Source organism: Calothrix sp. NIES-2100 (assembly GCF_963875285.1).
GTDB lineage: Bacteria > Cyanobacteriota > Cyanobacteriia > Cyanobacteriales > Nostocaceae > Aulosira.
Genome location: NZ_CAWNLA010000001.1, coordinates 7,291,685 through 7,308,295, shown reverse-complemented (window position 1 = coordinate 7,308,295; position 16,611 = coordinate 7,291,685). Strand labels below are relative to the sequence as shown.

15 protein-coding genes are annotated in these 16,611 nt (G+C 41.9%); 8 read left to right on the top strand and 7 right to left on the bottom strand.

The window, feature by feature from the left end; all coding sequences use genetic code 11:
* Positions 1-273 precede the first annotated feature (273 nt).
* Both AACU32_RS29760 and AACU32_RS29755 read left to right on the top strand, forming a co-directional pair.
* A complete protein-coding gene (locus AACU32_RS29760) occupies positions 274-1,200 on the top strand; it encodes a UDP-glucuronic acid decarboxylase family protein (RefSeq protein ID WP_096605065.1) in 927 nt (308 codons plus the stop codon).
* A 174-nt stretch (positions 1,201-1,374) separates the two neighbouring features.
* A complete protein-coding gene (locus AACU32_RS29755) occupies positions 1,375-2,766 on the top strand; it encodes a UDP-glucose dehydrogenase family protein (protein WP_096605063.1) in 1,392 nt (463 codons plus the stop codon).
* Between the two features lie 470 nt (positions 2,767-3,236).
* On the opposite strand, the gene AACU32_RS29750 is transcribed toward AACU32_RS29755, so the two are convergent.
* From AACU32_RS29750 to AACU32_RS29735, 4 genes are all read right to left on the bottom strand, one after another.
* Positions 3,237-4,031, bottom strand: a complete 795-nt coding sequence (locus tag AACU32_RS29750) for an LmeA family phospholipid-binding protein (protein WP_339378375.1) — start codon at positions 4,029-4,031, stop codon at positions 3,237-3,239.
* 218 nt (positions 4,032-4,249) lie between these two features.
* Positions 4,250-4,441: a type II toxin-antitoxin system HicB family antitoxin gene (locus AACU32_RS29745; protein ID WP_096605059.1), complete on the bottom strand. Its 192-nt coding sequence runs from the start codon at positions 4,439-4,441 to the stop codon at positions 4,250-4,252.
* 165 nt (positions 4,442-4,606) lie between these two features.
* A complete protein-coding gene (hetF, locus tag AACU32_RS29740) occupies positions 4,607-7,093 on the bottom strand; it encodes a cell division protein HetF (protein ID WP_096605057.1) in 2,487 nt (828 codons plus the stop codon).
* A 299-nt stretch (positions 7,094-7,392) separates the two neighbouring features.
* Positions 7,393-7,623, bottom strand: a complete 231-nt coding sequence (locus AACU32_RS29735) for a hypothetical protein (RefSeq protein WP_339378374.1) — start codon at positions 7,621-7,623, stop codon at positions 7,393-7,395.
* Positions 7,624-9,751: 2,128 nt separating this feature from the next.
* On the opposite strand from AACU32_RS29735, the gene AACU32_RS29730 reads away from it, so the two are divergent.
* A complete protein-coding gene (locus tag AACU32_RS29730; RefSeq protein WP_096605055.1) occupies positions 9,752-10,075 on the top strand; it encodes a thioredoxin family protein in 324 nt (107 codons plus the stop codon).
* On the opposite strand, the gene AACU32_RS29725 is transcribed toward AACU32_RS29730, so the two are convergent.
* A complete protein-coding gene (locus AACU32_RS29725; protein WP_096605053.1) occupies positions 10,062-10,295 on the bottom strand; it encodes a DUF5818 domain-containing protein in 234 nt (77 codons plus the stop codon). The genes AACU32_RS29730 and AACU32_RS29725 overlap by 14 nt on opposite strands.
* Before the next feature lie 149 nt (positions 10,296-10,444).
* A complete protein-coding gene (locus AACU32_RS29720) occupies positions 10,445-12,298 on the bottom strand; it encodes a S8 family peptidase (protein ID WP_096605051.1) in 1,854 nt (617 codons plus the stop codon).
* Between the two features lie 110 nt (positions 12,299-12,408).
* On the opposite strand from AACU32_RS29720, the gene AACU32_RS29715 reads away from it, so the two are divergent.
* The 5 genes from AACU32_RS29715 (at position 12,409) to AACU32_RS29695 (ending at position 15,696) form a co-directional block, all read left to right on the top strand.
* Positions 12,409-12,828, top strand: a complete 420-nt coding sequence (locus tag AACU32_RS29715; RefSeq protein ID WP_096605049.1) for a hypothetical protein — start codon at positions 12,409-12,411, stop codon at positions 12,826-12,828.
* 129 nt (positions 12,829-12,957) lie between these two features.
* Positions 12,958-13,380, top strand: a complete 423-nt coding sequence (locus AACU32_RS29710) for a GIY-YIG nuclease family protein (protein ID WP_339378373.1) — start codon at positions 12,958-12,960, stop codon at positions 13,378-13,380.
* Positions 13,381-13,392: 12 nt separating this feature from the next.
* Complete coding sequence (gene thiD, locus AACU32_RS29705) at positions 13,393-14,226, top strand: bifunctional hydroxymethylpyrimidine kinase/phosphomethylpyrimidine kinase (RefSeq protein ID WP_096605048.1); 834 nt, start codon at positions 13,393-13,395, stop codon at positions 14,224-14,226.
* A 170-nt stretch (positions 14,227-14,396) separates the two neighbouring features.
* Positions 14,397-15,020: a hypothetical protein gene (locus tag AACU32_RS29700; RefSeq protein WP_096605047.1), complete on the top strand. Its 624-nt coding sequence runs from the start codon at positions 14,397-14,399 to the stop codon at positions 15,018-15,020.
* A gap of 337 nt (positions 15,021-15,357) precedes the next feature.
* Positions 15,358-15,696, top strand: a complete 339-nt coding sequence (locus AACU32_RS29695; RefSeq protein ID WP_086686886.1) for a P-II family nitrogen regulator — start codon at positions 15,358-15,360, stop codon at positions 15,694-15,696.
* Between the two features lie 149 nt (positions 15,697-15,845).
* Here AACU32_RS29695 and rdgB read toward each other — a convergent pair whose 3' ends face one another.
* Positions 15,846-16,430: an RdgB/HAM1 family non-canonical purine NTP pyrophosphatase gene (gene rdgB, locus AACU32_RS29690; RefSeq protein WP_096605045.1), complete on the bottom strand. Its 585-nt coding sequence runs from the start codon at positions 16,428-16,430 to the stop codon at positions 15,846-15,848.
* Between the last annotated feature and the right edge of the window lie 181 nt (positions 16,431-16,611).

The following is a 16,611-nucleotide window of genomic DNA, read 5'->3' as shown; positions in this document are numbered from 1 at the left end:
AAATTTGACATATTTAAGTCTAAAAATACTTAATATAGTTGAAGATTTGATGAATTCTAGAATCTGAAGCTACAATCTTTAACTAATGTTTGTTATTTTGCTAATAGATAAAAGTGAGACACGGTTGAAAAAAATATACCCAGAAAAAATTTTGTAAATTTAACAACATATGTTTAGCTAAACATATTCTTTTGGAGTGTTTTTTACCACAATCGGGTAATCAAAAAATACGCACAAAAGCTACTGACAATATATGTAATTAACTGGAAAACTATGAGAATTCTAGTGACGGGCGGCGCCGGGTTTATTGGTTCTCACCTCATTGATAGACTAATAAGTCAAGGGCATGAAATTATTTGCTTGGATAACTTCTACACAGGTAACAAGCAAAACATACTTAAATGGTTGGATCATCCATACTTTGAACTCATCCGCCACGATATCACCGAACCCATTAGGTTAGAAGTAGATCAAATTTATCATTTGGCTTGTCCTGCTTCTCCAGTGCATTACCAGTACAATCCCGTCAAAACTGTGAAAACTAATGTGATGGGAACACTAAACATGTTGGGCTTGGCTAAGCGTGTGAAAGCAAGATTTTTCTTGGCTTCAACTAGTGAGGTGTACGGCGATCCAGAAGTTCATCCCCAAGTCGAAGAGTATAGAGGTAATGTCAATCCGATTGGATTGCGTTCATGCTACGACGAAGGCAAACGCATTGCGGAAACTTTAGCTTTTGACTACTACAGACAAAATAAAGTTGATATTCGAGTTGTGCGTATTTTCAATACCTACGGCCCACGGATGTTAGAAAACGATGGTCGGGTAGTAAGTAACTTTATAGTTCAAGCCCTCCGGGGTGAACCGTTAACAGTTTATGGTGATGGTTCGCAAACCCGTAGTTTCTGCTACGTCTCTGACTTAGTAGAAGGCTTCATCCGGCTAATGAATAGCGACTATGTAGGTCCAGTAAATCTGGGAAATCCTGATGAATACACCATTTTAGAATTGGCGCAGGCGGTACAAAACCAGATCAACCCAGATGCCAAGATTCACTTTGAGCCATTGCCTTCTGACGATCCACGTCGCCGTCGTCCAGATATTACAAAAGCCAGAACCTTGTTAGATTGGGAACCTACCATTCCGCTACAACAAGGGTTAAAACTGACAATAGAAGATTTCCGCAGTCGGATCAAATAGTGATACAAAGCAGCTAGTCTCCTGATTGATGCCGAGCATCGCTGTCTCGCTTGCGTACAGGCTAACCCTATATGTAGTCCGTACTATAGTAATAGGTTTTTTACCTGTACATAGGTGTAGTGTTAAAAGTTTTCCATATCCAGAAGAAACAGAAAAAACGAGGAGTTAAATAGAATGCGTGTTTGCGTAATTGGTACTGGTTACGTTGGTTTAGTCACAGGCGCTTGCTTGGCTCATATCGGTCATGATGTGATTTGCATAGATAACAATGAAGAGAAAGTCAAGTTAATGAAGTCTGGGCAGTCACCGATTTTCGAGCCGGGACTCTCAGAAATTATGCAAACAGCCATTCAAGCAGGGAAAATTGAATTTAGCTCAGATCTGGCTGCTGGAGTTGCTCACGGAGAAATTCTCTTCATCGCTGTGGGAACACCACCTTTACCAACAGGTGAAAGCGATACACGTTATGTAGAAGCTGTAGCTCGTGGCATTGGCAACCATCTTAATGGTGGTTATAAGGTAATTGTAAACAAATCTACAGTACCTATTGGCTCTGGTGACTGGGTCAGAATGATTGTCCTGGATGGCATCGCTGAACGCCAAAAAACACTAGTACCTGCAGGTGGGGTTGCCGAAGAAGAGAAACTGCCTGAGATTGCATATCAGTTTGATGTAGTCAGCAATCCAGAGTTTTTACGTGAAGGTTCAGCCGTTTACGACACCTTTAACCCCGATCGCATTGTGCTGGGTGGTAACAGTCAAAAAGCGATCGCTTTAATGAAAGAACTGTACACTCCCATTGTGGAACGTCAGTACGCTGAAGACAAATCTTTACCACCTGTCCCAGTCCTGGCAACAGACCTAAGCTCAGCAGAAATGATTAAATATGCTGCTAATGCCTTTTTAGCCACCAAAATTAGTTTTATTAACGAAGTTGCTAACATTTGCGATCGCGTTGGTGCGGATGTCACCCAAGTTGCCAAAGGTATTGGTTTAGACTCCCGCATTGGTAACAAATTTTTACAAGCTGGTATTGGTTGGGGTGGTTCCTGCTTCCCCAAAGATGTAGCAGCGTTGATTCACACTGCTGATGACTATGGCTATGAAGCCCAGCTAATGAAATCTGCTGTCAGCGTCAACGAACGCCAACGCCTGATTGCTTTAGAAAAACTCCAGCAAGTGTTGAAAATCCTCAAAGGTAAAACAGTAGGTCTACTTGGTCTCACCTTTAAGCCAGATACCGACGATTTACGCGATGCGCCAGCACTTAACCTGATTGAACAACTAAACCGCCTGGGAGCTAAAGTTAAAGCCTACGACCCAATTGTTTCTCAAACAGGTCTACGTCATGGCCTTTCTGGTGTCCTAGTAGAAACCGACGCTGAAAGACTCGCTGACGGCTGCGATGCTTTGGTACTTGTGACTGAATGGCAACAGTTTAGCACTCTCGACTATGCCAAGATGGCAACCTTGATGAATCATCCAGTGATTATTGATGGTCGTAACTACCTTGACCCTGAAACAATGGTCAGAGCTGGGTTCCAATATGTAGGTATTGGTCGATAGAAAACATTTTTTAAAATCTTTTTGATGATTAAGCTGCCTAGAGTTTTCTAGGCAGCTTTTAGTTTTTTCAGATAAAAATAATCGCCCAATACTTGTCTAGGTAAACATCTGAACTTTCCTATAACTACGCCTTTCAAGGTGCATACAAATTCTGCAAAATAAATTCCTCTATCACCTCCTTTATCGTGTTCTCTGCGCCTAATAAGGTTAAACCAAATATTTTCAACCGCAGAGGACGCAAAGAGCGCTCCAGAGAAAACAAGAGATTTTTTGAGTCAGCTTGAAAGGGGTATTTCCGTTGCTTTCCGCTAATACCGTTTCTGGATGAAGATGCGCTTAATTAGCCCAGGTCGCTGGGCTTTGTTTGTGTAGCCCCACCCTTGGTCGGTGAGAGCGAATATCGCGCAACTTAAAAAGATTTTAGTATAAAAAATCACATTTTTTCTTTTTCTATCGGTGAATCAATGCGCTCAAGAACTACTAGGTATACGCTCAATCTCAGCATATCCACTGAAAATTAATTTTTGCCCCTCAGTTTCTAAACGGTTGAGTCGCATTTTCACCCCATCCAGGTCAAAGCGATCCAAATCGACCATATTATCTAATATTTCTACCAGTGCTAAGCTCAAGGTGCGCGAGATTTCCCTTTGTGCTTCTGGGACTAAGTCCAGTTCCAGTTTAGGATCTCGGAAAGAAACCCGTCGCCGCCGTTCCACAGCTAAGCTGACAATCATATTTAGGGGTACGAGTTCGCCATTATCTAAATCAGCCTTTGCCAAAATCCGCAGGCGATTTTCTGGCAATAGTTGTACTTGAATTTCTGGAAAAGAGACTGGTTTACCGCCAGATAACGCCGTTAAGGCAGGTAGAGAAAGGTTAACTAAACGTTTTCTTACCAATTCAGCATTAAAAGCCTGATTAATACCAGTTTCTGATAAAATCACTTGTGCGATCGCTTGAGTTGGTTGTTTGAGAGTTAATTTGCCACTTAAAACCGAGCCGAAATCAATGGCGACTGCATCCGTTTCAAAAGACATCTCCTCTACCGCAAATTCTCTACGGATGACTAAACCACGTCCACTCATTTTGAAACTATCAATGCTGCCTTGCAACAGTTTGCTGGAGGGATAGCAGCGCACAAAGACTTCTACTGACTCGCTTTGGGTAAACAGGTGGCGAATCGTTTGGCTAGCGACTGTGTTGAGCATTCGCTCTCCCCAATCTGTGCCTTTAGGATCTGTTAAACCAGTAAGTCCGCCGAACATGAGGTTTTGGGTCTCTAGAAGTTCTTTGTACTTTTGTAACAAAATGTGAACAATACAGCAAGCGATCCCCGATTAATTATGCTGATAGGTAGGGCGAAGATAACTGATGGATAATAATTTAGTGTACTAAATTATACTTAAATTTGATTTGAAGATTGGGGCGATCGCACTGCGATGAGAAAAAAAGGCGAGCGCAGCTTAATTGATGAATTATGAAGCTATCTGGCTTCAGGAATTGCTTTTCCTGACATTGTAGCAGCTTCTAACCATGCTTCTTTTGCTTTCAAGACTTCGCAAAGAGCCTCTTCTGCTGTTGAGCCAAATGCTGAACAGTATTTTAAATCAGAAATATCAGCAATGTAGCTATTATCTTCTTCACTATAGAATATCTTAATATCATAGTGTTTCATTGAAGGTGTTAAGAAGTAAAAAGTAAAAAGATAATCCCCATCAATAAATCGCGCTGCGCCGCGATCGGAGCGTGGAGGTTTGGTATTTAATAAGGACGTATTATTTCTCGCGCAGCGCGAGAAATAAATGTTTTTATGTAATAATTAGGAATTACGAATTATCAATTACAAATTATTTTGACTTTTTTCCTGAAGGAGCGATCGCCAATCGGTAATTGCTTTTTCTGTCCACAACCAATTATTACTTAATTTATCTACTTGGAAATTTACGGGATCATCCTTAATCACCAGTTGGCGAAGTTTAATCGCCTCATTAAGATATTGAGATTGTTTATCAGATGGTTGCTTATACGCGGATTTATACAGCCCTAAAGCCAAGCCAGCATAGGAAGTTAAAGCATCTTTGGGTATGGTCGTTGTTTGGATAGCTGCCGATGTAGTACTAGCAATATTCTGTTGTTTCAAAGCTAAGCTCAAGGCCTTAAACCAAGAATCATTAGCTCGATTTAAATTTTCTTCGGCGTAATAAGCAAATCCCAAAGCATTGTTATATAGAAAAGAATCTGGATCAGCTTTCACCGCACTTTCCCAGTAACGACGAGCATCATCAATGCTGTATTTTTTATCTTTAATCTGAACGGATTGCCAAGCTAACCGTCCTTTGAAAAAATTAACAGCCGGATTATTGGCTTGCTGTTCGGGCACAAGCTTTAAGGCAGCTTGCGCAGATGGAAGTACGCCACGGTTAAGTAATTCTTCCACAGCTTCTAGTCCACCTTGCAAGTCGCCTTGGCTCAATTTTTCCGTAGCAGTGGCGGCTACAATATTACTGTCAGCCTTCTTTAAATCAATGGGAGGATGATTTTCGGCTGTAATTGGCCCAGTGGGAATGACTGGAATGTCAGGTAACCTGGAAATGTTGTGACTTTGCCACCAAAAAAGACCAACAACAAGTGCGATCGCACTTGCTCCCAGCATCCCAAAAATTGGCCAAAACTGGCGTTGCTGGCGGCGTTTTGATGATACTTGTGGTGAACGTCCAACAGATGGATTCTGCCAATTATCGGCAAAATTTGTCGAAGTTTCCGTTGATGCAACTGGCTCTTCTTCCCAAAAACTAGCTTCCTGATCTGGTAAAGCCATCTCCTGAGAAACTTGTCTTGATCGCAGAGTATTTTCATTCACCTGTTGCACAAGTTCCGCAGTCATCGGCGATTGCTCAGATGTTCCTTTTTGATTATCTAGCTGGCGAAACAAATCGGATACAAGAGCGGAATCTTCTGCGTAGCTTGGATCATCATACTCAATTTCATCCACGAGATCGCCCCAAGTCTCTTCTCCTAGCCAGTCCAGCCCCGAAGATTCCCGTCCTAAACCAGAGCCATCTATTGCCAAAGGCATATCAGACTCATCTACTACAGCAGAGTACATCGCGGTTTGGTTGGCTCTTAAAGCGGGATTATACTCAGTCATTACTTCTGCACTCTCAGGAATTTCCGGGCTGAGAAAACCGTCAAATTCCGGTTGCAAATAAAGAATTGGTAATGCCCAGTACATCTGGTGAGAACCGTAGGCAGAAATTAATCCCTGACGCACCCGACTCACACACAAATCCACAGAATATCCCTGATTCAAGTTGCGGTAAAACAATTGTGTGAGCGTCAGCGCTACTTCATCAGGAATCCGCTCTGACATGGCTAACACGCTCCTGAGTCCGCGTTTCACCAAGCTTTCTGTGAGGTTACGTTCTCCTGTTTCTTCAGTAGTATCCGAATTTGCTCTGTATGCTCCCAAACAAGAGTTAAACACAGCCATTTGGATATTATTGTTGACGAGCAAACCAGCCAGATCGTCCCCACTTAAGGTTTCTGTTAAGCCTGTTCTGCTACTGACAAGATAAATTTCACCACCGTTAGCACCTAGGTTACTATGACCAGAGTAGTGCAGGACATGATATCGTCCTTGTTCCAGAGCCTGTGTTAATTCTTCTCTTCCTGGTTGGTTGAGCAAAGTGAGTTCTATGTCTGGAAGATAATTGCCACTTTCAGAAACTCGCGGTACATGGCGATTAAGCTCAGCTTGGAGTTTGATCGCTTCATGTTTGAGCAGATCGAGACGCGCTTGATCTGTGGGAGACGCAAGCACCATCAATACTTTGATACCACCTTCTTCTAATGGTTGTGGTATATTGTTCGATGGCAAACGAGATGCTGGTAAAATTCCAGTTTGGTAGCGAGAAAAAGCGACATAATGCCCAGTGGCTAGAGGGCGATCGCCTGCGTGCATTACTTCCCAAGGCAGACGAGCTAACCGAGGGTCTTTTAGCCCTAAGCGTAAACGCAATAGTTGTTGTTGGTTTTGAGCAATACCTTGTGCTGTAATCCAACTATCTCTGAGAGTGCCTTTAAACAGTGCATTATAAAGTTGCTGACCCAAAGCCACTAGGTTGACAGAGTTTCTTGCAAACGCATCCCCCTGTAACACTGATGTCAACGGATCATTCATCAGATGTCCAGCAGCTGCTAACCAATCAGCTACAGGCCAAGTCACTAGTTCTTCTGCCAATGGCACCCCAGGCGCAACCTGTTCCGTGCGCACCAAGTAGTCATTTTGCCCTACTGGGGTTACGGAAATTTGAAATTCCTGGGTCACAACTTCTCCTATTCGCCTCCTAAATCTGGTTTGAAACGCGAAAGTTTCAAGTCGATTTTTCGCTTCTTCTGATACCTTAGATGCATCTTGCCACTGAATGTTTCTGAATTCTAGTTATTTTACTTTTTTGGCTTTGACAACTTTATCCGGATTAGCTGGGATCAGAATAGAACACTTTATTGGTAGATGCACCTTGATCTTCGACTCCCCTAGTTGGCGAATGCCCACTTGGGGATTTTTTTATGTCGGCAAATAACAACAAACGCTAAGGGACTGACAAATTAAAAAATATCCAATATCTAGGCTGGGTCACACAGAACTAAAATAAACATTTTAGTAAATCTATCCGGAGCATGGGGGTTCACCTGAGAACAATGAAATGGTAGATGCACCCTGATAACTAACTCCCCTGGTTGGCTAACGCCTTCTGGGGGTTTTTTCTGTTTGGTAAACCACAACAAACTCAAGACATCGAAAAATTTATCCGGATGATGGTAGTTACCTGGAGAACAATGAAATGGTAGATGCACCCTGATAACTCACTCCTCTAGTTGGCTAAGCCTTCTGGGGGATTTTTTTTTGACACAACTGAAAAAGACTATTGTGACAATTTCATCCGGAGCTTACTTATTTCTTCGAGAACAATGAAATGGTAGATGCACCCTGATAACTCACTCCTCTAGTTGGCTAACGCCTTCTGGGGGATTTTTTTTTGACACAACTGAAAAAGACTATTGTGACAATTTCATCCGGAGCTTACTTATTTTTTCAAGAACAATGAAATGGTAGATGCACCCTGATAACTCACTCCTCTAGTTGGCTAACGCTTTCTGGAGGATTTTTTTTGACACAACTGAAAAAGACTATTGTGACAATTTCATCCGGAGCTTACTTATTTTTTCAAGAACAATGAAATGGTAGATGCACCCTGATAACTCACTCCTCTAGTTGGCTAACGCTTTCTGGAGGATTTTTTTTGACACAACTAAAAAAGACTATTGTGACAATTTCATCCGGAGCTTACTTATTTTTTCGAGAACAATGAAATGGTAGATGCACCCTGATAACTCACTCCTCTAGTTGGTTGGTACCCACTAGGGGATTTTTTTATTGTTAGTACTAACACACCTCTATGAAAATTTTATCCGGATTATAGTAGTTGCACTGAGAATAGTTAAGAGGTAGATGCACCCTGATAATCCACTCCCCTGGTTGGCTGCTACCACTGGGGGGTTTTTTATGGTGATTCACTAGTGACACCCTGCGTCATTATTTTATCCGGATTATGGTAGTTGCACTGAGAATAGTTAAGAGGTAGATGCACCCTGATAATCCACTCCCCTAGTTGGCTGCCACCACTGGGGGGTTTTTTGTGGTTATTCACTAGTAACATCCTGCGTCATTATTTTATCCGGATTATAGTAGTTGCACTGAGAATAGTTAAGAGGTAGATGCACCCTGATAATCCACTCCCCTAGTTGGTTGCCACCACTGGGGGGTTTTTTATGGTGATTCACTAGTCACACCCTGCGTCATTATTTTATCCGGATTATAGTAGTTGCACTGAGAATAGTTAAGAGGTAGATGCACCCTGATAATCCACTCCCATAGTTGGTTGCCACCACTGGGGGGGGTTTTTTTGTGGTTATTCATTAGCTGGGTCTATGTGCCTATTTTGTCCGGATTTAGTATCGACATTCAGAATAAAAATTAGTAGATACACCCTGATAAATCAACTCCCCTGGTTGGCTGCCACCACTAGGATTTTTTTTCTGGTTAGCCATTAACAACCCCCTTTGTGACAATTTGATCCGGATAGTGTTGATTTCTTTGGGAACAATGAAATGGTAGATGCACCCTGATAACTAACTCCCCTAGTAGACTTGTACTACTGGGGGTTTTTTAATTCTTCAAAAAATAGCAAAATCCTTTAGAGAAATTTATCCGGAAGATTGCACTTAAGTTGAGAACAGTGAAATGGTAGATGCACCCTGATAACTAACTCCCCTAGTAGGCTTGTACCTACTGGGGATTTTTTTGAGGAGATAGTTTGCGTTTAGCTTCCCACTGTTTAGATAGTGAGGGCAATATTGTAGCACAACAATCGTGCTGTCATCTTTCTTGCCACTGCCCAACGAAATACTGATTAATTTTGCCGCTAAGCGATCGCTTAGCGGATGTTAACTTTCAAGTGAATCTATCTTATCATTGTTTTTGGTGGCTCTTGATGTGAGTTCTTGACTAAACTTTTAAGGTTTTATTGGCTAGAAGGCTCATGCAATAGTCATTCCACTACATCATCTGCCAAAATTTTTAATTATTTATTTATAATTTCGCTAACTTAAGCACCCTGACATAGTTTCGCTTAGAGGAGGAAGGAGCTTCCAGTGCTATCAGACGTTCCCCTATGAGGAATGTTCCTTTTTAACATAGGTAACTAAATCTTTTGCAAGTTTTACACAACTTCTCTAATTTGGCAACTTTTGTGTTCTCACATTTGTTAGGAGTTGATGACTATAGTCCCAACGCTACCGTTTGGGAACTCAAATAAGAAAGCTAGTTGCGTAACTTTTGTTTGTCTATACTGAAGCACGATGCTGATCTTGAATGTTTTATACTAAAATAGTTTGCCCATATCCTAAAGAGTCGCAGCGTCAGATGAGTTTAGCGGTAATTAAATTTTCCTCAGAAGAATGCGGCATTTGCCACAAAATGTCTTTTTATGACCAAAAGGTTGCTGAGGAGTTGAATTTGCAATTTATTGATGTCAAGATGCAGGATACGGCTACTTACCGCAAGTATCGCCAGATTTTGTTAACTCAATATCCTGATAAATCAGAAATGGGATGGCCTACTTACATTATTTGTGATTCTCCCGAAGGAGACTTTCAGATTATTGGTGAGGTTAAAGGGGGTCATCCCAAAGGGGAGTTTAGAAGTCGTCTACAAGAAGTGCTAAATTCTACAGCTAGTCAGAACTGATCACCTCAAAGGATTTTACTTCCAGGACAGGGCCAATCATGGCAGTAGTCATGACATCTTCACGCACCTGTCCTGTAACTTTTACTTTTTGCCCTGCTTGGAGTAGCTTTTTGTCTGCACTTCTAGGTATTTCATAAGTAACGCCATCATCGGTAACTAATGCCCATGCGCCAGTACCAATATCACGGTGTTGGATTGTGCCTGTAACTGTAGTACTCATAAAATTGCTGACTGTTGATGAGGATAAAATACATTGACCTCACGCCCCTTTCCTCATAGGAGAGGGGAGAAAAAGGATAATTTTCTTAATCCTCCCCGTACAAACAGAGGGTGGCTTGATGGGTGAGGTCTTTGTGATTCCCTCTTAAGTTAAGCTACTTGTTGTTCATTTTTCAACGCTAAACGAGCTAATCCATAACAGAGTAAGGCATTAGCTATGAGAAAAATCCGAGCTAAGTAACTACTACCCAATCCCCAAACTGTAGGATCGTAAACTGCACTTACTGTTAAACAAGCCGCCACGCCGAGGGTTGAACCAATTGCAAACCATTTACCACTAGGATGTCCCAGCAGCAAGGCCACAAGCAAAATGGGAATCAACACGCTGGCAAATAAGGGATTTAACGCATCGGTTCCTTGAACAGCGTTACCTAATTCGGGAATGGAACTGCCTAAAACCCGGAAAGGCCATTGGGGAAGGTCAAAGATATAAAATCCTTTGAGGAAAAATAATCCAGAACTGCCAGCGATTAAACCACTGGATAAAGACCAAGTCCAAGAGAAGGGAAAGTAAACTCGTAAAAACCAAGCTAGGAGATAGGAACCTAATACCATCAAAATCTTGGGTACGAGTGCTACTGCACCGCCATCAATCCAAAAGCCTGGGTTGAGATAGCCGTTATCCCGCAGCCAGCGGAAGAAATCAGAGAAACTAATTTGACCTTCAGTGGCAACTTTAACTGCTGCTTCAGCATTTAGTTGTCCAGCGCCATAATAGTTTAAACCGTCGTCTTGGATCACTCGTGAAGACTGTTTGAGGACTTTCAAAACTTCATCGGGGTCTTGGACTCCTTTAGCTTTGATGAGTGCTGCGACACCGGCAACGTGGGGGGATGCCATACTTGTTCCTTGGTAGCCCAGAAACACTCCTTCACCCTTTTCGTTGATTGTCTCTTGCAAAATCTTGCCAGCATCACTACCACCAGGGGCGGAAATATCTACTCCTGCACCAAAGTTAGAATATGGGGCTTTTTCGCCATCTGGGCCGTATGCAGAAACGCCGATGACGTGGGGATAACGGGCTGGATAGCTGGCACCATTGGCGTTTTCGTTACCAGCAGCTGCAACAATGACCACGCCTTTTCTGTGGGCATATTCTACGGCTTGTTTCATTAACTGACTTTCACCGCCACCACCCAAGCTCATATTAATTACATCTGCGCCTTTATCAGCAGCAAATTTAATTGCTTCGGCAATATCGGCAACTGTACCACCGCCATAGTCATTCAATACCTTTAAAGGCATGAGATTGGCTTCGTAGGCAATACCAGCTACACCATATTTGTTGTTGGTAGATTGAGCGATCGTACCTGCAACATGGGTACCATGTCCGTTATCATCGGTGGCTTCTTCTCTGTCGTTGACGAAATCATAGCCTTTGACAAATTTCGTCTCATACAAGTCCCGTACACGAGTAATACCAGTGTCAATGACAGCTACTGTAATGCCACTACCTTTGGTTTGACTCCACGCACCTTCAACGCCAATTTGGTGCAAGTTCCATTGCTTGCTGTAATACTGGTCGTTGGGGCCAGTTAATGAGGGGCTAATATCCTCCTCATCTTCGTTGGGTTGTAAAAATTCTCCCAAAAAAGCAGCTTCACCGGGTTGGGGAATCTTCTTGTAAATATAATTTGGCTCGATAAATTCTGTAGCCGATTTGAATTGAGATTTTTGCAGTTCTTTCAGCCGTTGGCGATCGCCTTTGATAATATACACATTATCTTTCGCTGAAAATTTATTATCGAGTTGGGGTGTAACCTGGTATTGTTGAGCGATCGCTTGCAAATCTTTCTCTACTACCTCTTTAGGTATATCTTCGCGAAAATCTAGCAAAATCGTCTCAAAATCACCTTTGGCTGCTAATCCCTCAAAATTTAGGAAACCAAACACAGCAGCCCCCAGCCCAATGACAAACAAGCAAAATAATATAAGCTTTCTCATATAAAGTCATCACCGCTTTTTGCCAGTTGCTCACTACGATAACTTATCTGTGCCTATTATTGGTGTATTTTGCACTTTAGTTACAACTTGCACTCAGGATTATTCAAACAATGGAACGTGGTCTTTTGTGGTTACCCCTGTTAATCATCTTTTTCTGGTTGGCTTGGCAAGGCTCAAAGGAGTATCAAAAAGTTGAGGCTTATCGTGTCTGGGCTGAGCAATTTGAGAGAGCTAAATATGATATCTATGCGGTATTAGGTCAAAAAGGTAACGATATAACCTGGGGTAAACCCACAACGAAAGGACCGATTCAACTCGCCACTTTTTCTTTACTTGATGTCCAAAAAGTCCAACTTTTGGTGGATGACAAATTAGTAGATATAGAAACTTTACCAGAAAAAGGTCGTCAGATTGAGTTAGAGTTTCTCTTGAGAGAACCTACTAACTCAGTGCGTGTTCCTTTTACAGAAATTCCTTTAGCCGCAGAATGGGGAAAGTATTTACAGGGAGCGTTACAGATTAGGGGCTAGGGCGTTTTTTCGTGATCGGCATAGCTAATGTATTTAGTATTGTGAAGCACTTGACTCTCCAGAACTATTTCTTCGCGATCGCACTTGGAAAAAACTTTTTGGTTTACTGAGGGTATTAGATGTAGTTTTATGCTCTTAATATGGGCATTCTATGAGAGTAAAGCGATCGCTTACTCTCAAAAAATCATGGAGTGGAAAAATTGGTTCAATGTTCTGTTCACAGAACGGAATCGTTTACCTACTTATTCGGGAATATACGCGATCGCGGATACTAATAATTGCGTGTGGTATTTAGGTCAAGCTATAAATTTGCGGAATCGCTGGACAGGCAAAACTCACCACAGGTATCCGCAATTAATTCGTTCAAATCGCAAATTATCTCACAAAATTTATTATAAGCCAGTTCCCATAGATTCTTTAGATCAACAGGAAAAGCATTATATAAAATTGAATTGGCGATCGCACTTCTGGAAAAAACTTTGTGATCTACTGACTGTCAGAATCCCCAGATGGCTGTTGATTGTGGTAATTGTTAACAATCAGCCCAGGTAAAAGATTAATCAGATGGATGCTGTTACAAAACCAAAGACACCTGTTGCCTTAACCATTGCTGGCTCAGATAGTGGTGGTGGTGCGGGAATTCAAACTGATTTACGCACTTTTGCGTTTCACTGTGTTCACGGTACTAGTGCTATTACTTGCATCACGGCGCAAAATACTTTGGGAGTAAAGCGAGTTGATGCTATACCAACTGAGGCTGTAGTGGCGCAAATTCAAGCTGTGGTTGAGGATATTGGTGTGCAAGCGGCGAAAACAGGAATGTTACTCAACCAGGAAATTATCTTGGCTGTGGCGCAGCAAGTAGAGGCTTTGAAAATTGATAATCTCGTGGTTGATCCAGTCATGGTGTCACGTACAGGGGCACAATTGATTGATGATGACGCAGTACAGACTCTTTGCCATGCTTTAATCCCTCAGGCAACTATTGTGACACCAAATCGCTATGAAGCCCAAATAATGAGTGGGTTGAGTATTAATAGCCTTGATGATATGCAAACAGCAGCCCAAATCATTCACGGAAATTTAGGGGCGAAAGCGGTTTTGGTTAAGGGAGGCGGTATGCAGGGAAATTTGTGTGGTGTTGATGTCTGGTTTGATGGGCAAAATTTGGCAACATTGACAACCGAGCTAGTAGATACAAAAAATACCCACGGTACTGGTTGTACTTTATCAGCTGCGATCGCAGCTAACCTGGCTTTGAAAAAAGACTTATTCATAGCCGTACAGCAAGCAAAGGACTATGTGACAACTGCTCTTACTTACGCTCTCGATATTGGGAAAGGACAAGGCCCTGTGGGACATTTTTTCCCTTTGCTGCAAAATAAACCTAGTTTTTAACTGCTAAACTCAAATGGCAATGCAGTTTTAGATTACTTATATATACTTATTCCATAATGTAAATCACAAATCTTTGCCCTATGAGCATTTTTCTATTATTCTTGGGCATAGTTTCCGATTTGACTATCTCTAAAACAATCAATTACTTGAATTTTCATACCTAGCTGCTTATGCGCGCGAGTACCAATTCCATTTATAACCAACCGCCCACACCAACGGCTCCAGCTTCTCCCCCATCTGTTCCACTATCTGTGTATCGGGAATTAGCAGCGGAGTTACAAACAACACAAGCACATTTAGATAAGCTCACTGCTAAAAATCAGCAACTAACACAAGAAAATCAACTGCTACGTCAAGAAATGACTAAACTCATTCAGTCTTGTTTAAGGTTGCAAAAGTTGGTGGATTTTTCAGCGTCGCCGCCCACTACTACGCCTAGTAACCCAGTATCTGGGAACTCTCCTGAGGTGAAAACTACTTCCCCGCCCACCGCATCTACAAAAGCACGCCCACGTCAGCAAGTTGCTCGTCCGCGTCCACCTGTTGTTGCTGAAGCTCCAGGTAGCAACAGCCACCGTTCTCCAGTTGCTGTACCTGTAATGGAAATGATGCCGCAAATGCCGCAACCAGTATTTATAGAAGAGGAGGAAGTAAGATATTATCCAACTACGGAGCCAGAGACTAAGGAAGTTAGTGGCTGGTGGTTAGTGATTACTATTTTATTAATTATGCTTACGGCTTTTAGTGCAGGGTATTTGGTTGTGCGCCCTTTATTTGAACATCAAAGTCGGTAGTTAAATTTCTCTGTGTTGCGGCTGTAACTGGAAAATTTGCGGTCAATTTCGCTCTCACAATTCTCAATTGCTATATCAGGAAATTTACTGATTTTTTTTGGTTACAAAAAAATACATATTGTCATGGAAAATTAAAGACAGTTTTTTGATGTCGTAATCTCAGCCATTTATAAAATATGTAATATTTGCCGTCGATAATTTTATAAATGTTCCGATAGGTCATTGAAAGTCGTAAATTATTACATATGTTTTTAAAATAGTTCTACTAGTTCAAGTGTCAGCCAAAGAATCTGCTTAGATATATAAACGAAGCTAGTAGAAACAAGGAGTCCAATAAATGAAAAAAGTAGAAGCAATTATCCGCCCATTTAAGCTGGATGAAGTCAAAATTGCCTTGGTCAATGCTGGTATCGTCGGTATGACTGTTTCCGAAGTTCGAGGCTTCGGCAGACAAAAAGGTCAAACTGAACGCTATCGTGGTTCTGAGTACACTGTCGAGTTTCTGCAAAAACTCAAAGTAGAAATTGTCGTTGACGACAACCAAGTTGATATGGTAGTAGACAAAATTATTGCTGCTGCCCGCACTGGTGAAATTGGTGATGGCAAAATCTTTATCTCGCCTGTTGAGCAAGTTGTTCGGATTCGTACAGGAGAAAAAAATACAGAAGCAGTTTAAAATCTGATTGCTGAGTTGTGAGTACTGAGTGGTCAGAGAAAAGAGTTGAGAGAGTAAAGTTTTGGGTGTCTAGCAGATGCTAAATGCCTCTATCTAGAGTTTTGAACTCTTCACCCAGATTAACTCAAAACTTACTCCTAACTCAAAACTTAGGACTCAGGACTCAGCAGTGCCAATTGTGGGAGTAAAGCTGTAAAAGCCTTACCTCTATGACTAAGCGACCTCTTCAACTGTGGTGTCATCTCCGCAAAGGTTAATTGTTTCTCTGGGACATAAAAAATCGGGTCGTAGCCAAAACCACGATGACCTCGAGGTGCATGAAGAATTACGCCTCGACAAACTCCTTCCGATTGGAGGAAAATCTCACCATGCGGATTAGCGATCGCAATCACACAGACAAATTGAGCTTGTCGATTTACTTCAGAACCTAATTCGTTTAATACCCTGGCGATGCGTTCTGAGTCGTTTTTGCCGTAACGTGCAGAATACACTCCTGGTGCGCCATTTAGGGCATCTACTTGTAAGCCAGAATCATCCGCAATTGCCCAGTTTCCCGTCGCTTGAGCAATTTGGGAGGCTTTAAGACCAGCGTTGGCGGCAAATGTATCCCCTGTCTCTTCAATTTCTAATTCTTCGGGTTTTAGGGTCAATTCCCAACCAGAATTAGCCAGATAAGCTTGCATTTCTCGTAATTTACCTGGGTTACCTGTGGCTACTACAAGTACTTTAGTCATTGGTCAATAGTCAATGGTCATTTGTCATTGGTCAATAGTCAATGGTCATTGGTCAATAGTCAATGGTCATTGGTCAAGAAATTTTAAACTGTGGACTCTTGACTCTTGATTATGAACTCTTGACTATGGACTTTTGACTTTTGTACAGACGCGATTAATCGCGTCTGTTGCAACTCTTGAC